Below are 17591 nucleotides of genomic sequence, written 5' to 3'. Positions count from 1 at the left end.
CCCGTCCGGCACGCCCCGACCCACCGCCGACCCAGGAGGACCCATGGCAGACCAGGCCCGCGCCCGCCGCATCGCCGAGCGCATCAAGCAGCTGGTGACGCAGGGACTGTCCCAGGTGGTCAAGGACCAGCGGCTCGGTTTCGTGACCGTCACCGACGTGCGCGTGACCGGCGACCTGCAGCACGCCAGCGTGTTCTACACCGTCCTGGGCGAGGAGGAGGACCGGGCGACCGCCGCGGAGATCCTCGAGGCCTACCGGGGCCGGCTGCGCTCGTTCGTGGGGCGCGGCCTGGGGATCCGGCTGACCCCCAGCCTGGAGTTCATCCTCGACGCCCTGCCCGAGGACGCCGCCCACATGGACGAGCTGCTCCGTCAGGTGGCCGAGCGGGACGCCGAGCTGGCCCGCCAGCGGGCCGCCGCGGCTACGCCGGGGAGCCCGACCCTACCGCCGGCCGGCCGACGAGGACGGGGACGACGCGGACGGGCGACCGGGCGACCTGCCGGCGGATGACCGCTGAGGGTGTCGGCGACGGCCTGCTCGTCGTCGACAAGCCCGCCGGCTGGACCAGCCACGACGTCGTCGCCCGCGCCCGTCGCCTGTGCGGCACCCGCCGGGTGGGGCACGCCGGCACCCTGGACCCGATGGCCACCGGCGTCCTCGTGCTGGGGGTGAACCGGGGCACCAAGCTGCTCACCTTCCTGGTGGGGCACGACAAGGGGTATGCCGCCACCGTGCGCCTGGGACGCTCCACCGTGACCGACGACGCCGAGGGGGAGACCACGGGCGGGGCCGACGCGGGCGACCTGGACGACGCCCGGGTGCTGGAGGCCGTCGCCGGCCTGACCGGGGCGGTGCAGCAGGTGCCCAGCGCGGTGAGCGCGGTCAAGGTCGACGGTCGCCGGTCCTACGCCCGGGTCCGCTCCGGCGAGGAGGTCGAGCTGGCGGCCCGGCCCGTGACCGTGCACCGCTTCGAGGTGCTGGGGCGCCGGGACGTGGTCCTGGAGGACGGCCACCGGGTGGTGGACCTGGACGTGGAGGTGGAGGTGTCCTCGGGCACGTACGTGCGGGCGCTGGCCCGCGACCTGGGGGCGGCGCTCGGGGTCGGCGGGCACCTGACCGCCCTGCGGCGCACCCGGGTCGGCGGCTACACCCTCGACCGGGCGGTGACCCTGGACCAGCTCGACCCGGACACCGGCGACGGCCCGTCCGCCCACCTGCTCGACCTGGCCGCCGCGGCCCGTGCCGCCCTCGAGGTGCGTCAGCTGGACGAGGCCGAGGCCCGGGCCCTCGGCTACGGCCAGCGGGTCCCGTCGGCCGTCCCGGGCCGCACCGCCCCGGTGGCGGCCGTCGGGCCGGACGGCACCCTGGTCGCCGTCCTCGACGAGAGCGGCCCGACCGCCCGGGCGCACGTGGTCCTGGCCCCCGCCGGGCAGAAGTAGAGTAGGCGCCCGTGCACCGCTGGACGAGCCTGGACCAGGTCCCCCCCGACCTGGGCCCCACCGTCGCCACCCTCGGCAACTTCGACGGCGTGCACCGGGGGCACCGGGCCGTCCTGGAGACCGTCGTCGCCACGGCCCGGGAGCGCGGGCTGGCCTCGGTGGCGGTCACCTTCGACCCCCACCCCGTGGCCGTGCTGCACCCCGAGCGGGCGCCCCAGGAGATCACCGGCCTGGACCACCGGCTCGACCTGCTGGCCGGGCTCGGGCTCGACGGCGTCGTCGTCGTGGAGTTCACCCGGGAGTACGCCCTGCTGACGCCCGAGGACTTCGTCGTGCAGACCTTCGTCGACGGGCTCCGCTCCCGGGTCGTCGTCCTCGGGCAGGACTCGCGCTTCGGCCTGCACAACAGCGGCGACGTCGGCACCATGCGCGAGCTGGGCCGCCGGTACGGCTTCGAGGTGCTCGTGCAGGGCACCGTGGGGGAGCAGGAGCAGGGGCGGCGCACGTGGTCCTCCACCGCCCTGCGGGAGGCGATCCAGACCGGGGACATGGAGACCGCCACCGAGATCCTGGACCGGCCGCACCGCGTCTCCGGCGAGGTGGTGCACGGGCACCACCGCGGCCGGGACCTGGGCTACCCGACGGCCAACCTCAGCACCGACAGCGAGGGGATGGTGCCCGCCGACGGCGTCTACGCCGGCTGGCTCGAACGGCCGTCGCTGCCGGCGGACGACCCGGACCACCGCCTCCCCGCCGCCATCTCGGTCGGCTCCAACCCCACCTTCGACGACGTCGAACGCACCGTGGAGGCCTACGTCCTGGACCGCGACGACCTCGACCTCTACGGGGAGACCGTCGCCGTCGACTTCGCCCTGCGGCTGCGCGGCAACGACCGCTTCGAGACCGTGGACGACCTGCTGTCGCAGATCGCCCTCGACGTCGAGCGCACCCGCACCCTCCTGGGCTGACCCCGGGTATGGCGTCGCGCGCCTGGCGGCCCGGCTCGCCCGGGCGGACTGGGGCCTGGTCGTCGCCGCCGGCGGGCTCTCGCTCGTGGGCACGCTCCTCGTGTGGTCCGCCACCCACGAGCAGGTCGGCCCCGCCCTGGCCGTGCGGCATCTGGTCACCACGGCGGTCGGCGTCGCGGCCGCCCTCGCGGTGCTGCTGCTGGACGTCCGCCGGCTGCGCGCACTGGCCCCGGTGGCCTACGTCGGCGGGGTGGCCGGTCTGCTGCTCGTGCTGACCCCCCTGGGGCAGACCGTCAACGGGTCACGCTCCTGGCTCTTCCTGCCCGGCGGCTTCTCCCTCCAGCCGGCCGAGCTGGCCAAGATCGGCCTCGTCCTCGGCCTGGCCGTCATCCTGGCCGAGGGGCGGGACCGGTGGCGCCCTCCCCGGGCCCGGGAGGTGCTGCTGGCCTGGGCGCTGGCGGGGCTGCCGGTGGTGCTCATCCTGCTCCAGCCGGACCTGGGCAGCGCCCTGGTGCTGGGGATGCTGACCGTCGGGGTGGTCGCCGCCTCGGGCGCGTCCTGGCGGTGGACGACCGCAGCCCTGGCCGGCACCGCCGCCGCCGTCGTCGCCGCCGTGCGCGTGCCCCTGCTCGACCCCTACCAGGTCGACCGGCTGCTGGCCTTCCGGGACCCGTCCCTGGACCCGCTGGGCATCGGCTACCAGACCCGGCAGGTGCGGCTGGCGATCGCCTCGGGGGGCTGGGACGGGGCCGGTCTGGGGCAGGGGCCCCACACCCAGGGCGGTTTCGTGCCCTTCCAGCACACCGACTTCATCTTCTCCGTGGCCGCCGAGGAGCTGGGCCTGCTGGGCGCCGGCGGCCTCCTGCTGCTGCTGGGCTTCCTGGTGCTGCGCGCCCTCGTCGTGGCCCTGCGCTGCGAGGACCCCTTCGCCCGGCTCGTGGCCGTGGGGGTGGCGAGCTGGTTCGCCTTCCAGATCGTGCAGAACGTGGGGATGAACCTGGGGCTGCTGCCGGTCACCGGTCTGCCGCTGCCGTTCCTGTCCTACGGCGGCTCTTCGATGCTGGCCTGCTGGGTCGCGGTCGCCTCGTCTCCGCCGCGCAGCAGGACGGGCGTGGGGGTCGCTGACGCCGGGGCGGCGGCGTGACAGAATTGGCCCCAGCCCGTGCCAGCCGACGAAGGAGTTGACGATGGCCCGATCTGCGACCGACGAGAAGGTCGACCGGAGCATCATCGAGAACCGCGCCCCCAGCGTGGGACACATGTTCCGCGAGCGAGTCCAGGCCCTGCCGCAGGGCGAGGCGTTCCGTCACCCGGTCGGGGACGGGTGGGAGTCGCTGACGTGGAGCCAGACCCGGGACCGGGCCTACGCCCTGGCCGCCGGACTGGTCGAGCTGGGCGTGCAGCCGGAGGAGCGCGTCGCGCTGATGTCCTCCACCCGCATCGAGTGGGTGCTCTCCGACCTGGCCGTCATGTGCGCCGGAGCCGCCACCACCACGATCTACCCGACCACGATCACCGAGGACTTGGCCTACATCGTGGCCGACTCCGGGAGCCGGGTCGTCATCGCCGAGGACGACGAGCAGGTCGCCAAGCTGCGTGAGCGGGCCGGCGAGCTGGGCGAGGTGCTCAAGGTCGTCGTGGTCGACGGCCAGGGCGACGGCGAGCACGTCATGAGCTTCGCCGAGCTCGAGGAGCTCGGGCGCGGCCGGCTCGAGCGCGAGCCCGACGTCGTGGACGCCCGGATCGACGCCCTCACCCCCGAGCACCTGGCCACCATCATCTACACCTCCGGCACGACCGGACGCCCCAAGGGGGTGCGGCTGCCGCACTCCGCGTGGACCTACGAGGCCGCCGCCGTGGCCTCGATCGGCATCCTCAGCCAGGACGACGTGCAGTACCTGTGGCTCCCGCTGGCGCACGTCCTCGGCAAGGTGCTGCTCGCCCTGCCGCTGCAGATCGGCTTCCCGACCGCGGTCGACGGGCGGCCGGACAAGATCGTCGAGAACGTCGCCGTCGTGCAGCCGACCTCATGGGGGCCGCGCCGCGGATCTTCGAGAAGGTCTACGGCAAGATCACGACGATGATGATGGACGAGGGGGGCGTCAAGGCGAAGCTGTTCACCTGGGCCTCCGGGGTGGGCAAGGAGGTCGGGGAGATCCGGGCCGCCGGCGGTCAGCCGGGCGGCCTGCTGGCCACCAAGTACCGGTTGGCCGACAAGCTGGTCCTCAGCAAGATCCGGGGCCGCTTCGGCGGCAAGGTCCGGTTCTTCATCTCCGGCTCGGCCGCGCTCAACACCGACGTCGCCCGATGGTTCGACGCCATGGGGCTGCTCATCCTCGAGGGCTACGGCCTCACCGAGACCAGCGCAGCCTCCTTCGTCAACCGGCCTGCGCCGGGAGGCTACAAGTTCGGGTCCGTCGGCTGGCCGCTGCCGGGGACGGAGGTGCGGATCGCCGAGGACGGCGAGATCCTGCTCCGGGGCCCGGGCGTCATGGAGGGCTACCACCAGCTGCCCGAGGAGACCGCAGCCAGCCTCGACGCGGACGGGTGGTTCGCCACCGGCGACATCGGCGAGGTCGACGAGCTCGGCTTCCTGACGATCACCGACCGCAAGAAAGACCTGTTCAAGACCTCCGGCGGCAAGTACGTCGCACCGTCGTTGATCGAGTCCCGGTTCAAGGGGATCTGCCCCTACGCCAGCCAGCTGATCGTCGAGGGCGACGGGCGCAAGTTCGTCTCCGCGCTCATCACCCTGGAGCCCGAGGCGATCTCGGCGTGGGCGGCCCAGAACGGCATGGCCGGCGACTCCTACCACCAGATCGTCACCTCGGACAAGGCCCGGGAGATGGTCCAGGGCTACGTCGACGAGCTCAACTCCCAGCTCAACCGGTGGGAGCAGATCCGCGAGTTCCACATCCTCGACCACGACCTGTCGGTCGAGGAGGGCGACCTGACCCCGAGCATGAAGCTTAAGCGCAAGGTCGTCACCACCAAGTACCGCGACAAGCTCGACGAGTTCTACGTCGAGAGCTAGGACACGCCGGGTCCACGCGCCGCCGCCGGGGAACCCCCGGCGGCGGCGGCTTCCCAGGGCCGGGCACGGCTGCATACCCTGGACCGCATGTCCTCGCCCTCGCGCCCCCCGACCCGTGCCCGCGGAGCCTCCGTCCTGGCCGACCTGGAGCCGCTGCTGGAGCAGGTGAGCAAACCGGTCCAGTACGTCGGCGGCGAGCTCAACTCCCAGGTCAAGGACTGGGACTGCGGGGGCGAGCACACCGTCCGGTGGGCGCTGATGTACCCCGACGCCTACGAGGTCGGCCTGCCCAACCAGGGGGTGATGATCCTCTACGAGGTCCTCAACGAGCAGCCCGAGGTGCTGGCCGAGCGCACCTACGCGGTGTGGCCCGACCTGGAGGCCCTCATGCGGGCGCACGGGGTGCCCCAGTTCACCGTCGACGCGCACCGGGCGGTCGGCGACTTCGACGTGCTGGGCGTCAGCTTCTCCACCGAGCTGGGCTACACCAACATGCTCACCGCGCTCGACCTGGCGGGGATCCCCCTCCACGCCCGCGACCGCACCGAGGAGCACCCCCTGGTGATCGCGGGCGGCCACGCCAGCTTCAACCCCGAGCCGGTCGCCGACTTCGTCGACGCCGCGGTGGTCGGCGACGGGGAGGAGGCGGTGCTGGCCGTCTCGACCATCCTCCGCGGCTGGAAGGAGGCCGGGCGGCCCGGTGGCCGCGAGGGGCTGCTGCTCCAGCTGGCCGCCACGGGCGGCGTCTACGTCCCGGCGTTCTACGACGTCGACTACCTGCCCGACGGGCGCATCCAGCGGGTCGTCCCCGCCCGGCCCGGGGTCCCCTGGCGGGTCGCCAAGCACACGGTGATGGACCTCGACTCCTGGCCATACCCCAAGCAGCCGCTGGTGCCGGTCACCGAGTCGGTCCACGAGCGGATGAGCGTGGAGATCTTCCGCGGCTGCACCCGCGGGTGCCGCTTCTGCCAGGCGGGGATGATCACCCGGCCGGTCCGGGAGCGTTCCATCACCGGCATCGGCGAGATGGTCGAGCGGGGGCTGGCGGCCACCGGTTTCGAGGAGGTCGGGCTGCTCTCGCTGTCCTCGGCCGACCACTCCGAGATCGCCGAGGTCACCAAGGACCTGGCCGACCGCTACGAGGGCACCCAGACGGGGCTGTCGCTGCCCTCGACCCGGGTGGACGCGTTCAACATCGAGCTGGCCAACGAGCTGACCCGCAACGGGCGCCGCTCCGGTCTGACCTTCGCCCCCGAGGGCGGCAGCGAGCGCATGCGCAAGGTGATCAACAAGATGGTGACCGAGGAGGACCTCATCCGCACGGTCGCCGCGGCCTACGCCGCCGGGTGGCGCCAGGTCAAGCTCTACTTCATGTGCGGGCTGCCGACCGAGACCGACGAGGACGTCCTCCAGATCGCCGACCTGGCCAAGCGGGTCATCGAGACCGGTCGGGAGGTGTCGGGGCACCGGGACATCCGCTGCACCGTCTCCATCGGCGGCTTCGTGCCCAAGCCGCACACCCCCTTCCAGTGGGCCGCCCAGCTGGGTGCGGACGAGACCGACGCCCGGCTGGCCAAGCTGCGGGAGGCGCTGCGCTCGGACCGCCGGTACGGGTCGGCGATCGGGTTCCGCTACCACGACGGCCAGCCCGGCATCGTCGAGGGCCTGCTCTCACGGGGGGACCGCCGACTGGGTGCGGTGATCGAGCAGGTCTGGCGCGACGGCCAGCGGTTCGACGGCTGGAACGAGCACTTCTCCTACGACCGCTGGATGGCCGCGGCGGAGCGGGGCCTGTCGGGCACCGGGGTGGACGTCGCCTGGTACACCACCCGGGAGCGTGGGCAGCACGAGGTGCTGCCCTGGGACCACATCGACTCCGGCCTGGACAAGGAGTGGTTGTGGGAGGACTGGCTGGACGCCCTCGACGAGCGCGAGGTCGAGGACTGCCGGTGGACGCCGTGCTTCGACTGCGGCGTGTGCCCGCAGATGGACACCGAGATCCAGATCGGCCCCACCGGCAAGAGGCTCCTGCCGCTGTCGGTGGTGCGCTGACGAGCCGTGCCGGACACCCTCGTCGCGCGCGTCGACGCCGCAGCCACCGCGATAGTGGGGTCGGGCCAGGTTCCCGGGGTGGCCTGGGCGGTGGTGACCGGGGACGGATCGTCCCGGTCGGTGCACGTGGCCGCCGCCGGCAGCCACCGGACCGACGCCGTCTTCCGGGTCGCCTCGCTGACGAAGCCGCTGGCGGGCCTGCTGACCACGGCGCTGCTGGCCGACGGGGCGCTGGCCCCGGACGACCCCGTGGAGCGGTGGGTGCCGGAGATCACGGGACGACCGGTGCTGCGGACGCCGTCCTCGCCCCTCGACGACGTCGAGCCGGCCGACCGGCCGCTGACCGTCCTGGACGTCGTCGGCATGGGCGCGGGGATCGGCTGGGGCCGGGCGGTCGCGGGGAGTCCTCTGGAGCGTGCCGTGGACGGGCTCGGGCTGGCCTCGACGTGGGTGCCCAGCAGGCTCGACCCGGACGAGTGGGCCGAGCGGCTGGGTACCCTGCCGATGGCCCATCAGCCCGGACGCGGCTGGCTCTACCAGATGTCCTACGACCTGCTGACGATCGTCCTCGAACGAGCCACCCGGACCCCGGTGGACCAGCTCCTGCACGAACGGGTCCTGGCGCCCGCCGGCATGACCGACACCGGCTGGGTCGTCCCACCGTCCCAGCTCGGCCGGGTGCCGGCGCAGTTCTTCCCGGACGAGAACGGCGTGCGGGTCCAGGTGGCCCCCGCCGAGGACCCGGCGCTCACGCGGCGACCGGCGTTCTGCTCCCTCGCGACCGGTCTGCTGTCCACCGTCGGCGACCTGGCGCGGCTGTGCGCGCTGCTCCTCGACCGTGGCCGGGGGCGCTCCGGCAGGGTCGTGCCCGAGGAGGCCGTAGCGGCGATGACGCGCGACCTCCGGGGGCCGCAGGCCGGGGCGATGAGCCGCGACATGCTCGGTGAGCACCGTGGCTGGGGCTTCGGCGTGGGGATCGACCTGGTCGCGGCGTTCCCCGGCTCCCATGCCGGCCGGTTCGGCTGGGACGGGGGCACGGGGACCTCGATGTGGGTCGATCCCGTCGCCGGGGTCGGTGCGGTCGTCCTGACGCAGCACGGCATGTCGGGACCGGACGACGACCACCTGCGGCGCTTCTGGGCCGCGGTGCACGCCTGACCGGGTGCGCCGTCCCCTGATGCGGGACGGGGGAGGGCTCAGAGCTTGCGCGCCCGGACCACGCCGTCGATGGCCAGGATGGACTGCTTGAGGTCGTCCATCACCTCGCCCTCGACGTCGACGAGGGTGTAGGCGTAGTCGCCCCTGGACCGGTTGGTGAACTCGGCCACGTTGAGCCCCGCCTCGCCCAGGACCCCGGTGATCTGGCCGATCATCGTGGGGCGGTTCTGGTTGAAGATCCCCAGCCGGGTGGTCCCGGGCGTACGGGCCATGACGACCTCGGGGAAGTTGACCGAGTTGCGGATGTTGCCGTGCAGCAGGAAGTCGGAGAGCTGGTCGACCGCCATCACGGCGCAGTTGTCCTCCGCCTCGCCGGTCGAGGCGCCCAGGTGCGGCAGGGCGATGACCTTGGGGTGGATCGCCCCGGCCTCGGTGGGGAAGTCGTTGACGTAGGCGTGCAGGTGCCCCGAGTCGAGCGCCTCGAGGACGGCGGTCTCGTCGACGACACCGCCGCGGGCGAAGTTGAGGATCACCCCGCCCTCGGGCATGAGGGAGATCCGGTGGGCGTCCACCAGGCCCCTGGTGCCCTCCACCAGGGGAACGTGAGGGGTGACCATGTCGGAGCGGGAGAAGAGCTCCTCCACGCTGGTGACCTGCTCCACCTGGGGGGAGAGCTGCCAGGCGCGCTCCACCGTGATCGCCGGGTCGTACCCCAGGACCTTGAGCCCGAGCGACTGCGCGGCGTTGGCCACGAGCACCCCGATCGCGCCCAGCCCGACCACCCCCAGGGTGCGCCCCGGCAGCTCGAAGCCGGCGAACTGCTTCTTGCCCGCCTCCACCTGCTTGTCGAGGTCCTTGCCGGACAGCGCCCGGCCCGCCACGAGGTCACGGGTGTAGTCGGCCGCGTGGTAGAGGTTGCGCGCCGCCAGCAGCATCCCGGCGATGACCAGCTCCTTGACCGCGTTGGCGTTCGCCCCGGGGGTGTTGAACACCGGGATCCCCCGGGCGGCCAGCCGGTCCACGGGGATGTTGTTCGTGCCCGCTCCGGCCCGCGCGACGGCATACACGGAGTCGGGGATCTGCACCGAGTGCAGGTCGGCCGACCGGAGCAGCAGGGCCCGGGGCTCGGCGATGTCGGTCCCGATGTCGAAGACGTCCCGGTCGAGCCGCTGCAGCCCGACGGGGGAGATGGCGTTGAGGGTCTGGATCGCGAAGGTGCTCATGGGTCAGCCGTTCTTCCGCTCGAACTCGGTCATGAAGTCGACGAGGGCCTGCACGCCCTCCAGGGGCATGGCGTTGTAGATGCTCGCCCGCATCCCCCCGACGCTGCGGTGCCCCGCGAGCCCGGAGAGCCCGGCCTTCGCCGCCTGCGCCACGAACGGCTTCTCCAGGGCGGGGTCGGGCACGAGGAAGGGCACGTTCATCCACGAGCGGGCGGCCGGCTCGACCGGGTTGCGGTAGAAGTCGGAGGCGTCGATCGCACCGTAGAGCAGGTCGGCCTTGGCCTGGTTGCGCCGGGCCATCGCCTCCACGCCTCCCTGCTCCTGCACCCACTCCAGGACCAGGCCGACCAGGTACCACGCGAGCGTCGGCGGCGTGTTGAGCATCGAGTCGGCCTCGGCCATGGCGGTCCAGTCGAGCACGGAGGGCACGTCCGGGCGCGCGTGGCCCAGCAGGTCGCGGCGCACGAGCACCACGACGATCCCGGAGGGGCCCAGGTTCTTCTGCGCGCCGGCGTAGACCACGCCGAAGCGACCCACGTCCAGGGGACGGGACAGGATCGTCGAGCTGGCGTCCGTGACGAGCGGCACCTCCCCGGCGTCGGGGACGTAGGGGAACTCGACACCCCCGATGGTCTCGTTGAGCGTGTAGTGCAGGTAGCCGGCCTCCTGCGGCACCTCGAACGACCCCTGGGCCGGCACCGAGGCGTAGTTGGAGCCCTTCTCGTCGGCCAGCACCTGCACGTCGGTGAACCTGCGGGCCTCGCCGATGGCCTTCTTCGACCACGATCCGGTGTTCAGGTATGCCGTGCGCGCGCCCGGCGCGGTGAGGTTGAGGGGGACGGCCGCGAACTGCCCCGTGGCCCCGCCCTGGAGGAAGAGCACGGCGTAGTCGTCCGGCACGGAGAGGAGCTCGCGCAGGCGCCGTTCGCGTCCGCGGCGATCGCCACGAACTCGGGGGACCGGTGCGACATCTCCATGACCGACATCCCGGACCCTCCCCGGTCCAGGAGCTCGGACTGGGCGCGCTCGAGGACCTCGAGCGGCATGGTGGCGGGGCCGGCGGAGAAGTTGAAGACGCGCACGGGGCTTCCTCGGGTCGGGGTGGTAGGGGGGCGACCGCAGCTCAGCCCGGGGCTGCGCTCCGGTCCGGCCTCGACGTCGAGAGCCGGCTCTACCGTACCGGCACGCCCGTCCGCCGCCGACACCGCGGTCGTCCCGGGGGACCCCGGGGCGGCTACCCTGGCGGCCCATGGCCGCGCGACGTCTGCCCGAGGGACCGGCACCCGATCCTGCCGTGATGCGGCTGCGGGTGCGCTACGCCAAGCGCGGTCGGATGCGGTTCACCTCCACGAGGGACTTCCAGCGGGCGCTCGAGCGGGCCGTCCGTCGGGCGGGGCTGCCCGTGGCGTTCTCCGCCGGGTTCCACCCGCACCCGAAGATCTCCTACGCCAACGCCGCACCGACGGGCACGGCCAGCGAGGCCGAGTACGTCGAGGTCTCGCTCACCCGTCGGGTCGAGCCCGACGAGGTGGTGCAGGTGCTGGACGAGGCGCTGCCCGACGGTCTCGACGTCGTGGAGGTCGCCGACGCCGCCTCCCTGCCCGGTGCCCTGGCGGACCACCTGCAGGGCAGCCTGTGGGCGCTGCGGCTGCGCGGCTCCACCGGTTCCGGCGGCGGCGGGCCGTCGTCGGCCGACGGGGCGGTGGACCCCCGGTCGGTCCGGCAGGCGGTCGAGGCCGTGCTGGCGACCGAGGAGCTGACCGTGACGCGGATGATGAAGAAGGGTCCGCGCGAGCTGGACGTCCGGGCCGCGGTCCTGGGGATGGAGGTCGCCGGGGGCCCGGTCGCGGCGGTCCCGGCAGGCCCGGGGGACGTGGTCGTCCTGGCAGCCGTCCGCCACACCGTGCCCACGGTCCGTCCCGAGGAGCTCTGGACGGCCCTGTCCCGGGCTGCCGGCACCGACCTGCCCCGGCCGCTGGCGACCCGCCTGCGCCAGGGCCCGGTCGTGGGCGACCGGGTGGTCGACCTGCCGGGGTAGCCGCGGGAGGACCCGCCGGCCGTGCCGTACCACCCGCCACGCCCGGTCGACGGTGGGGCTGCCCGGGGTGTCTGTGCGATACTGACCGTGGTCGGGCAGGTCACCACACCGCTGCCCGTCCCGGTGCGAGTCCCCTCGCTGTGCGGCATCCTGTGCCGGCACGCGACGCCGTCGTGATGATCGAGCCGACTCCCACCGCCCCCACCGGTGCCGCGCCAGCCGCGCGAACCGCGTGGGTGAACTGGACGACTTCCGTCCGAGCCCAGCAGGGCTGGACGAACTGCACCCGCGCCGCGCGGGAAGTGGGTCCTACCCGGACCCGGTGTGGACTCCCCGGGCGGCCCAGAAAGGCACAGCGTGTCCGAGGAGACCAGCACCCCCGGTGAGGAACGCGCCCCCGACGGGGCCCAGACCCCCGACGACCGGGCCGCCCGGCTCGCGGAGATCACCGCCGAGCTCACCGCCAGCTCCCAGGAGCAGGCCGGCCCGTCGCCGGAGCCGGAGCAGCCGCCCCAGGCGGAGACCGAGGCGGAGACCGAGGCCGAGGACGACGAGCCCGCCGGGGACGACGAGCCCGCCGCGGACGAGGTGGAGGACGACGAGCCAGCCGTGGACGAGGCCACCGAGGACGAGGGCGATCCCGGGCAGGACCAGACCCAGCCGCAGCGGGTCGAGCGGCCCTCCTTCGGCGTCGTCTTCCAGGCGCCCGACCTGTCGGACATCCCCCGGCGACGTTCACGACGGGCCACCTCCGGCGTGACCACGCCGACCGACCGGCCGGAGGACGAGGAGAGCGCCGAGGACGCCGGGCAGGGCGAAGGAGCCTCGGGCGGAGCCGGGTCCCGGTCGCGGACCGGGGCGGACGAGGGGGACGGTCCGGAGCAGGACGGCGGGACCGAGGACGACAACGGCCGTGGGGGTCGTCGTCGCCGCCGCGGTGGCAAGGGCCGCCGCGGCCGACCCGGTTCGGACCAGGGCGACGGGGACGGCAGCGAGGAGCCTGACGCCGACGACGGCGAGGACGAGCGCGGGACGGATGCCTCCGGTCCGGACGCGGACGACGACCAGGGAGCTGGCGGCCGACGCCGCTCCCGCAGCCGCAGAGGACGCCGTTCCGGCGGCGGGTCCGGCGGGGGCGAGGACCGGGCGTCCGACGAGAGCGACCAGGGATCCGCGGGGTCGGCCGAGGAGCAGGACGACGAGCAGGACGGGGACGACGGGAACGGCGGGACCCGCCGCCGTCGGCGTCGTCGGCGCAGCGGGGAGTCCGGATCCTCATCCGGGTCCGGCGAGCGGTCCGCCCGGGACGAGGTCTCCTCGGTCAAGGGGTCGACGAGGCTGGAGGCCAAGCGTCAGCGCCGGCGCGAGGGCCGGGAGGCCGGGCGGCGCCGGACGATCATCACCGAGGCGGAGTTCCTCGCCCGTCGGGAGAGCGTGGACCGCGTCATGGTGGTCCGGGGTCTGGCGGACCGCACCCAGATCGCCGTGCTGGAGGACGGGGTGCCGGTCGAGCACTACGTCTCCCGGTCGGCCCAGAGCACCATGGCCGGCAACGTCTACCTGGGCCGCGTCCAGAACGTGCTGCCCAGCATGGAGGCGGCCTTCGTCGACATCGGCAAGGGGCGCAACGCGTCCTGTACGCCGGCGAGGTGAACTGGGACGCTGCCGGGCTCGAGGGCAACCAGCCCAAGCGGATCGAGAATGCGCTGAAGTCGGGGGAGTCGGTCCTGGTCCAGGTGACCAAGGACCCGATCGGGCACAAGGGTGCCCGGCTGACCTCCCAGATCTCGCTCCCCGGCCGTTACCTGGTCTACGTCCCCGGCAACTCCATGACCGGGATCTCCCGCAAGCTGCCCGACACCGAGCGGGCCCGGCTGAAGAAGATCCTCAAGGAGGTCGTCCCCTCCGACGCGGGCGTCATCGTGCGCACCGCCGCGGAAGGTGCCTCCGAGGCCGAGCTCCGTGCCGACGTGGAACGGCTCACCGCGACCTGGGAGCGCATCCAGGCCAAGGCAAAGGGTGCCAACGCCCCCGCCCTGCTCCATGGCGAGCCCGACATGACCGTCCGGGTCATCCGCGACGTCTTCACGGAGGACTTCTCCAAGCTCGTGGTCTCCGGCGACGGCGCCTGGAGCGAGGTCAAGCGCTACATCGACGAGGTCGCCCCGGACCTGGCCGACCGGGTCGAGAAGCACACCGGGTCGACCGACGTCTTCACCGCCTACCGGGTCGACGAGGCGATCGCCAAGGCCATGGACCGCAAGGTCTGGCTGCCCTCCGGCGGGTCCCTGGTCATCGACCGCACCGAGGCGATGACCGTCGTGGACGTCAACACCGGCAAGTTCACCGGGTCCGGCGGGAACCTCGAGGAGACCGTCACCAAGAACAACATCGAGGCGGCCGAGGAGATCGTCCGCCAGCTGCGGCTGCGGGACATCGGCGGCATCATCGTCATCGACTTCATCGACATGGTGCTGGAGTCCAACCGCGACCTGGTCGTGCGTCGGCTCCTGGAGTGCCTGGGCCGTGACCGGACCAAGCACCAGGTCGCCGAGGTCACCTCGCTGGGGCTGGTGCAGATGACGCGCAAGCGGGTGGGGTCCGGGCTCATCGAGGTCTTCTCCGAGCCCTGCGCACACTGCTCCGGCCGTGGCGTGGTCGTGCACACCGAGCCGGTGGCCACCCGCGGGGGCGGGCAGGACGACAGCTCCGGCGGCAACGGCGGTCGCCGCGGCCGTGGAAAGGGCCGGTCCGGTTCGACGAACGGCAACGGTGGGGGACAGGAGAGCCGCAACGTCCTCCCGCCGCCCAACCCCAACGGCCCGACCCCGGCCCAGATCGCCGCCGCGGCCCACGCCGCGGCCCTGCACGCCGGTGCTCCGGCGCCGGCCGCGGACGCGGCCGCCCGGGCGGCGGCCGAAGAGGTGACCGCCGAGGAGGTGACCGCCGAGGAGGTGACCGCCGACGCCGTGACCGACGTGGAGGTGGCGGCCGAGGAGGTGACCGAGGACGTCCTGCAGCAGCCCGAGCCCGCGGCCGAGCCCGAGCCCGCGGCCGAGCCCGAGCCCGCGCCCGAGCCCGAGCCCGCCCCGCAGCCGCGGCGGCGCCGTCCGCGCGGACGGGTGGTGGCCCCGGCGGGTCCGCCCACCGGCGCCGAGGCCGTCACCGTCGTCGATCCCTCCGAGGACTGAGGGACGACATCCACCGGTTTTGTCAGCGCGCCCGGGCCAGGGTAGGCTGGTGCGTCGGTTCGCCCCGTGATCAGGACGGGTCTGGTAGACGTCGCCCCGGCGGCGGCTCGACCCGGTCCAGCGGGAGCTGCATACCCCTCCACGACTGCAGGAAGTGAGTTGAACGTGTACGCGATCGTCCGTGCTGGCGGCCGCCAGGAGAAGGTCTCCGTCGGCGACGTCCTGACCATCGACAAGGTCCAGGGCAACGGCAACGCCGGGGACACCGTGGAGCTCGCTCCCGTGCTGCTCGTCGACGGGTCCACCGTGACCACCGACGCCGAGACCCTGAGCCGGGCCGTGGTCCGCGCCGAGGTCATGGCGGCCGTCAAGGGCCCCAAGATCATCATCCAGAAGTACAAGAACAAGACCGGTTACAAGAAGCGGCAGGGCCACCGCCAGCCGCTGACCAAGGTCAAGATCACCGCGATCGACGCCTGAGGCGCCGGCGCACCGCCCACCCCGTCCTTTCCCAGGAGACTTCAGATGGCACACAAGAAGGGCGCGTCCTCGTCCCGCAACGGTCGGGACTCGAACGCGCAGCGTCTCGGCGTGAAGCGCTTCGGCGGCCAGGTCGTCGGCACCGGTGAGATCATCGTCCGTCAGCGTGGCACCCACTTCCACCCCGGTGAGGGCGTTGGCCGCGGCGGCGACGACACCCTGTTCGCCCTCGTCCCCGGAGTGGTGGAGTTCGGCTCCAAGCGGGGCCGCAAGACCGTCAACATCGTCGCGCGGGAGACCGCCGACGCCTGACGCGCGACGCGTCACGACGCCTGACGAGACGACGCCGGAGGGGCCCAGCGCCCCACCGGCGTCGTTCGCTTTCCCCGCCGGCCTCCCTGGCGGCCTCCCTGTTCGTCCCCCTGCTGAGAGGATCGGTCCATGGCCAACTTCGTCGACCGTGTCGTGCTGCACCTGCGGGCCGGGAACGGCGGCCACGGCGTCGCCTCCGTGCACCGCGAGAAGTTCAAGCCGCTCGGCGGGCCGGACGGCGGCAACGGCGGGCGCGGCGGGGACATCGTCCTGCGGGTCGACCCCTCCGTCACCACGCTCATCGACTACCACCACGGCCCCCACCGCAGCGCGCCCAACGGCCGTCCGGGGGAGGGTGACGAGCGCAACGGCGCCCAGGGGGAGGACCTGGTCCTGGCCGTCCCCAGCGGCACCGTGGTGACCACTCGTTCCGGGGAGGTGCTCGCCGACCTCGTCGGCGACGGGGCCGAGTACGTGGCCGCGCGCGGCGGTCGGGGCGGCCTGGGCAACAAGGCCCTCGCCTCGGCCCGGCGTAAGGCCCCCGGCTTCGCCCTGCTCGGCGAGCCGGGGGAGGAGGCCGAGGTCGTCCTGGAGCTGAAGACGCTCGCCGACGTGGCTCTCATCGGGTTCCCGTCGGCCGGGAAGTCCTCCCTCGTCAGCGTGCTCTCGGCCGCCCGTCCCAAGATCGCCGACTACCCGTTCACCACCCTCGTGCCCAACCTCGGCGTGGTCACCGCCGGCGGTGAGCGGTTCACCGTCGCCGACGTGCCCGGGCTCATCCCGGGGGCCAGCGAGGGCAAGGGGCTGGGACTGCAGTTCCTGCGTCACGTCGAGCGCTGCCACGTGCTCGTCCACGTGATCGACTGCGCGACCCTCGAGCCGGGACGGGACCCGTTGACCGACCTGGAGGTCATCGAGGAGGAGCTGGCGGCCTACGTCCCGCACGGTCGTCTCGGCGGGATCCCGCTGGCCGAGCGCGTGCGGGTCGTGGTCCTCAACAAGGCCGACGTGCCCGAGGCGCGCGAGCTCGCCGAGATGGTCCGTCCGGACCTGGAGGCGCAGGGGTACGAGGTGCACGTCGTGTCCGCCGTGGCGCACCAGGGGCTCAAGGAGCTGACCTTCTCCCTCGCCGCCCACGTCCGTCGGGCCCGGGAGGAGCAGCTCGTCGAGCAGCCGGCCCGCGTCGTCGTGCGACCGCGTGCCGTGGACGAGACAGGCTTCACGGTGCGTCGGGAGAACACCCCGGACGGCGAGGTCTTCCGGGTGCTGGGCGACCGACCGACCCGCTGGGTGCGCCAGACCGACTTCACCAACGACGAGGCGGTCGGCTACCTGGCCGACCGGCTCAACCGGCTCGGGGTGGAGGAGGAGCTGCTCAAGGCGGGGGCGGTCTCCGGCTCCACCGTGCTCGTCGGGCCCGAGGACGACGCGGTCGTCTTCGACTGGGAGCCCACGGTGAGCGCGGGGGCCGAGCTGCTGGGCCAGCGGGGCAGCGACCTGCGGCTGGAGGACCGCGCCCGGCCGACCCGGTCGGAGAAGCGGGAGGCCTTCCACGAGAAGATGGACGCCGCGGCGGCGGCCCGCGAGGAGCTGGCCGCGGAGCGTCGCGCCGGCAAGTGGACCGAGGAGGACTGAACCCGGACCGGGCGGGCCCGGTGCGCCGTCGGAAGGACGACGCACGATGCATGAGTATGC

At 73.3% G+C, this 17591-nt stretch carries 13 protein-coding genes and 2 pseudogenes; 13 read left to right on the top strand and 2 right to left on the bottom strand.

Annotated elements, in window-relative coordinates:
- The first annotated feature begins 43 nt into the window (after positions 1-43).
- From rbfA to BJF81_RS11010, 8 genes and pseudogenes are all read left to right on the top strand, one after another.
- Positions 44-511, top strand: coding sequence for a 30S ribosome-binding factor RbfA (gene rbfA / locus BJF81_RS11040; RefSeq protein WP_342447133.1), 468 nt, complete (start codon positions 44-46; stop codon positions 509-511).
- A complete protein-coding gene (gene truB, locus BJF81_RS11035; protein WP_075958379.1) occupies positions 508-1440 on the top strand; it encodes a tRNA pseudouridine(55) synthase TruB in 933 nt (310 codons plus the stop codon). The genes rbfA and truB overlap by 4 nt, the downstream gene beginning before the upstream one ends.
- Before the next feature lie 11 nt (positions 1441-1451).
- Positions 1452-2408, top strand: coding sequence for a bifunctional riboflavin kinase/FAD synthetase (locus BJF81_RS11030; RefSeq protein ID WP_075958378.1), 957 nt, complete (start codon positions 1452-1454; stop codon positions 2406-2408).
- Between the two features lie 85 nt (positions 2409-2493).
- Positions 2494-3552 (top strand): FtsW/RodA/SpoVE family cell cycle protein, encoded by a 1059-nt coding sequence (locus BJF81_RS11025; protein WP_237770192.1) that lies wholly within the window; start codon positions 2494-2496, stop codon positions 3550-3552.
- A 43-nt stretch (positions 3553-3595) separates the two neighbouring features.
- Positions 3596-4854: pseudogene (locus BJF81_RS11020) on the top strand (AMP-dependent synthetase/ligase); the annotation flags it as partial.
- A gap of 45 nt (positions 4855-4899) precedes the next feature.
- Positions 4900-5442, top strand: a complete 543-nt coding sequence (locus BJF81_RS21560) for a hypothetical protein (protein ID WP_446740558.1) — start codon at positions 4900-4902, stop codon at positions 5440-5442.
- Between the two features lie 87 nt (positions 5443-5529).
- A complete protein-coding gene (locus BJF81_RS11015; protein ID WP_075958377.1) occupies positions 5530-7494 on the top strand; it encodes a TIGR03960 family B12-binding radical SAM protein in 1965 nt (654 codons plus the stop codon).
- Positions 7495-7500: 6 nt separating this feature from the next.
- Positions 7501-8652 carry a serine hydrolase domain-containing protein gene (locus BJF81_RS11010; RefSeq protein WP_075958376.1) on the top strand — a complete coding sequence of 384 codons (1152 nt, stop codon included), beginning with the start codon at positions 7501-7503 and terminating at the stop codon, positions 8650-8652.
- 38 nt (positions 8653-8690) lie between these two features.
- On the opposite strand, the gene BJF81_RS11005 is transcribed toward BJF81_RS11010, so the two are convergent.
- Together BJF81_RS11005 and serC are read right to left on the bottom strand one after the other, a co-directional pair.
- Positions 8691-9875 carry a phosphoglycerate dehydrogenase gene (locus tag BJF81_RS11005; protein WP_075958375.1) on the bottom strand — a complete coding sequence of 395 codons (1185 nt, stop codon included), beginning with the start codon at positions 9873-9875 and terminating at the stop codon, positions 8691-8693.
- Between the two features lie 3 nt (positions 9876-9878).
- Positions 9879-10775, bottom strand: coding sequence for a 3-phosphoserine/phosphohydroxythreonine transaminase (serC, locus tag BJF81_RS11000; RefSeq protein WP_237770190.1), 897 nt, complete (start codon positions 10773-10775; stop codon positions 9879-9881).
- A 349-nt stretch (positions 10776-11124) separates the two neighbouring features.
- On the opposite strand from serC, the gene BJF81_RS10995 reads away from it, so the two are divergent.
- The 5 genes and pseudogenes from BJF81_RS10995 to obgE all read left to right on the top strand — a co-directional run bounded on the left by BJF81_RS10995 (position 11125) and on the right by obgE (position 17531).
- Complete coding sequence (locus BJF81_RS10995) at positions 11125-11913, top strand: TIGR03936 family radical SAM-associated protein (RefSeq protein WP_075958374.1); 789 nt, start codon at positions 11125-11127, stop codon at positions 11911-11913.
- Between the two features lie 588 nt (positions 11914-12501).
- Positions 12502-15104, top strand: a pseudogene (locus BJF81_RS10990) (Rne/Rng family ribonuclease).
- Between the two features lie 165 nt (positions 15105-15269).
- On the top strand, positions 15270-15584 hold the full coding sequence (gene rplU / locus BJF81_RS10985; RefSeq protein ID WP_075958373.1) for a 50S ribosomal protein L21: 315 nt from the start codon (positions 15270-15272) through the stop codon (positions 15582-15584).
- Between the two features lie 45 nt (positions 15585-15629).
- Positions 15630-15896, top strand: a complete 267-nt coding sequence (gene rpmA / locus BJF81_RS10980; RefSeq protein WP_075958372.1) for a 50S ribosomal protein L27 — start codon at positions 15630-15632, stop codon at positions 15894-15896.
- A gap of 129 nt (positions 15897-16025) precedes the next feature.
- Positions 16026-17531: a GTPase ObgE gene (gene obgE / locus BJF81_RS10975; RefSeq protein WP_075958371.1), complete on the top strand. Its 1506-nt coding sequence runs from the start codon at positions 16026-16028 to the stop codon at positions 17529-17531.
- Positions 17532-17591 lie beyond the last annotated feature (60 nt).

This window comes from Ornithinimicrobium sp. CNJ-824 (assembly GCF_001942405.1).
Lineage (GTDB): Bacteria > Actinomycetota > Actinomycetes > Actinomycetales > Dermatophilaceae > Ornithinicoccus > Ornithinicoccus kibberensis.
Note: the sequence above shows the minus strand (reverse complement) of the source record. Positions and strands in the feature narration are given on the sequence as shown.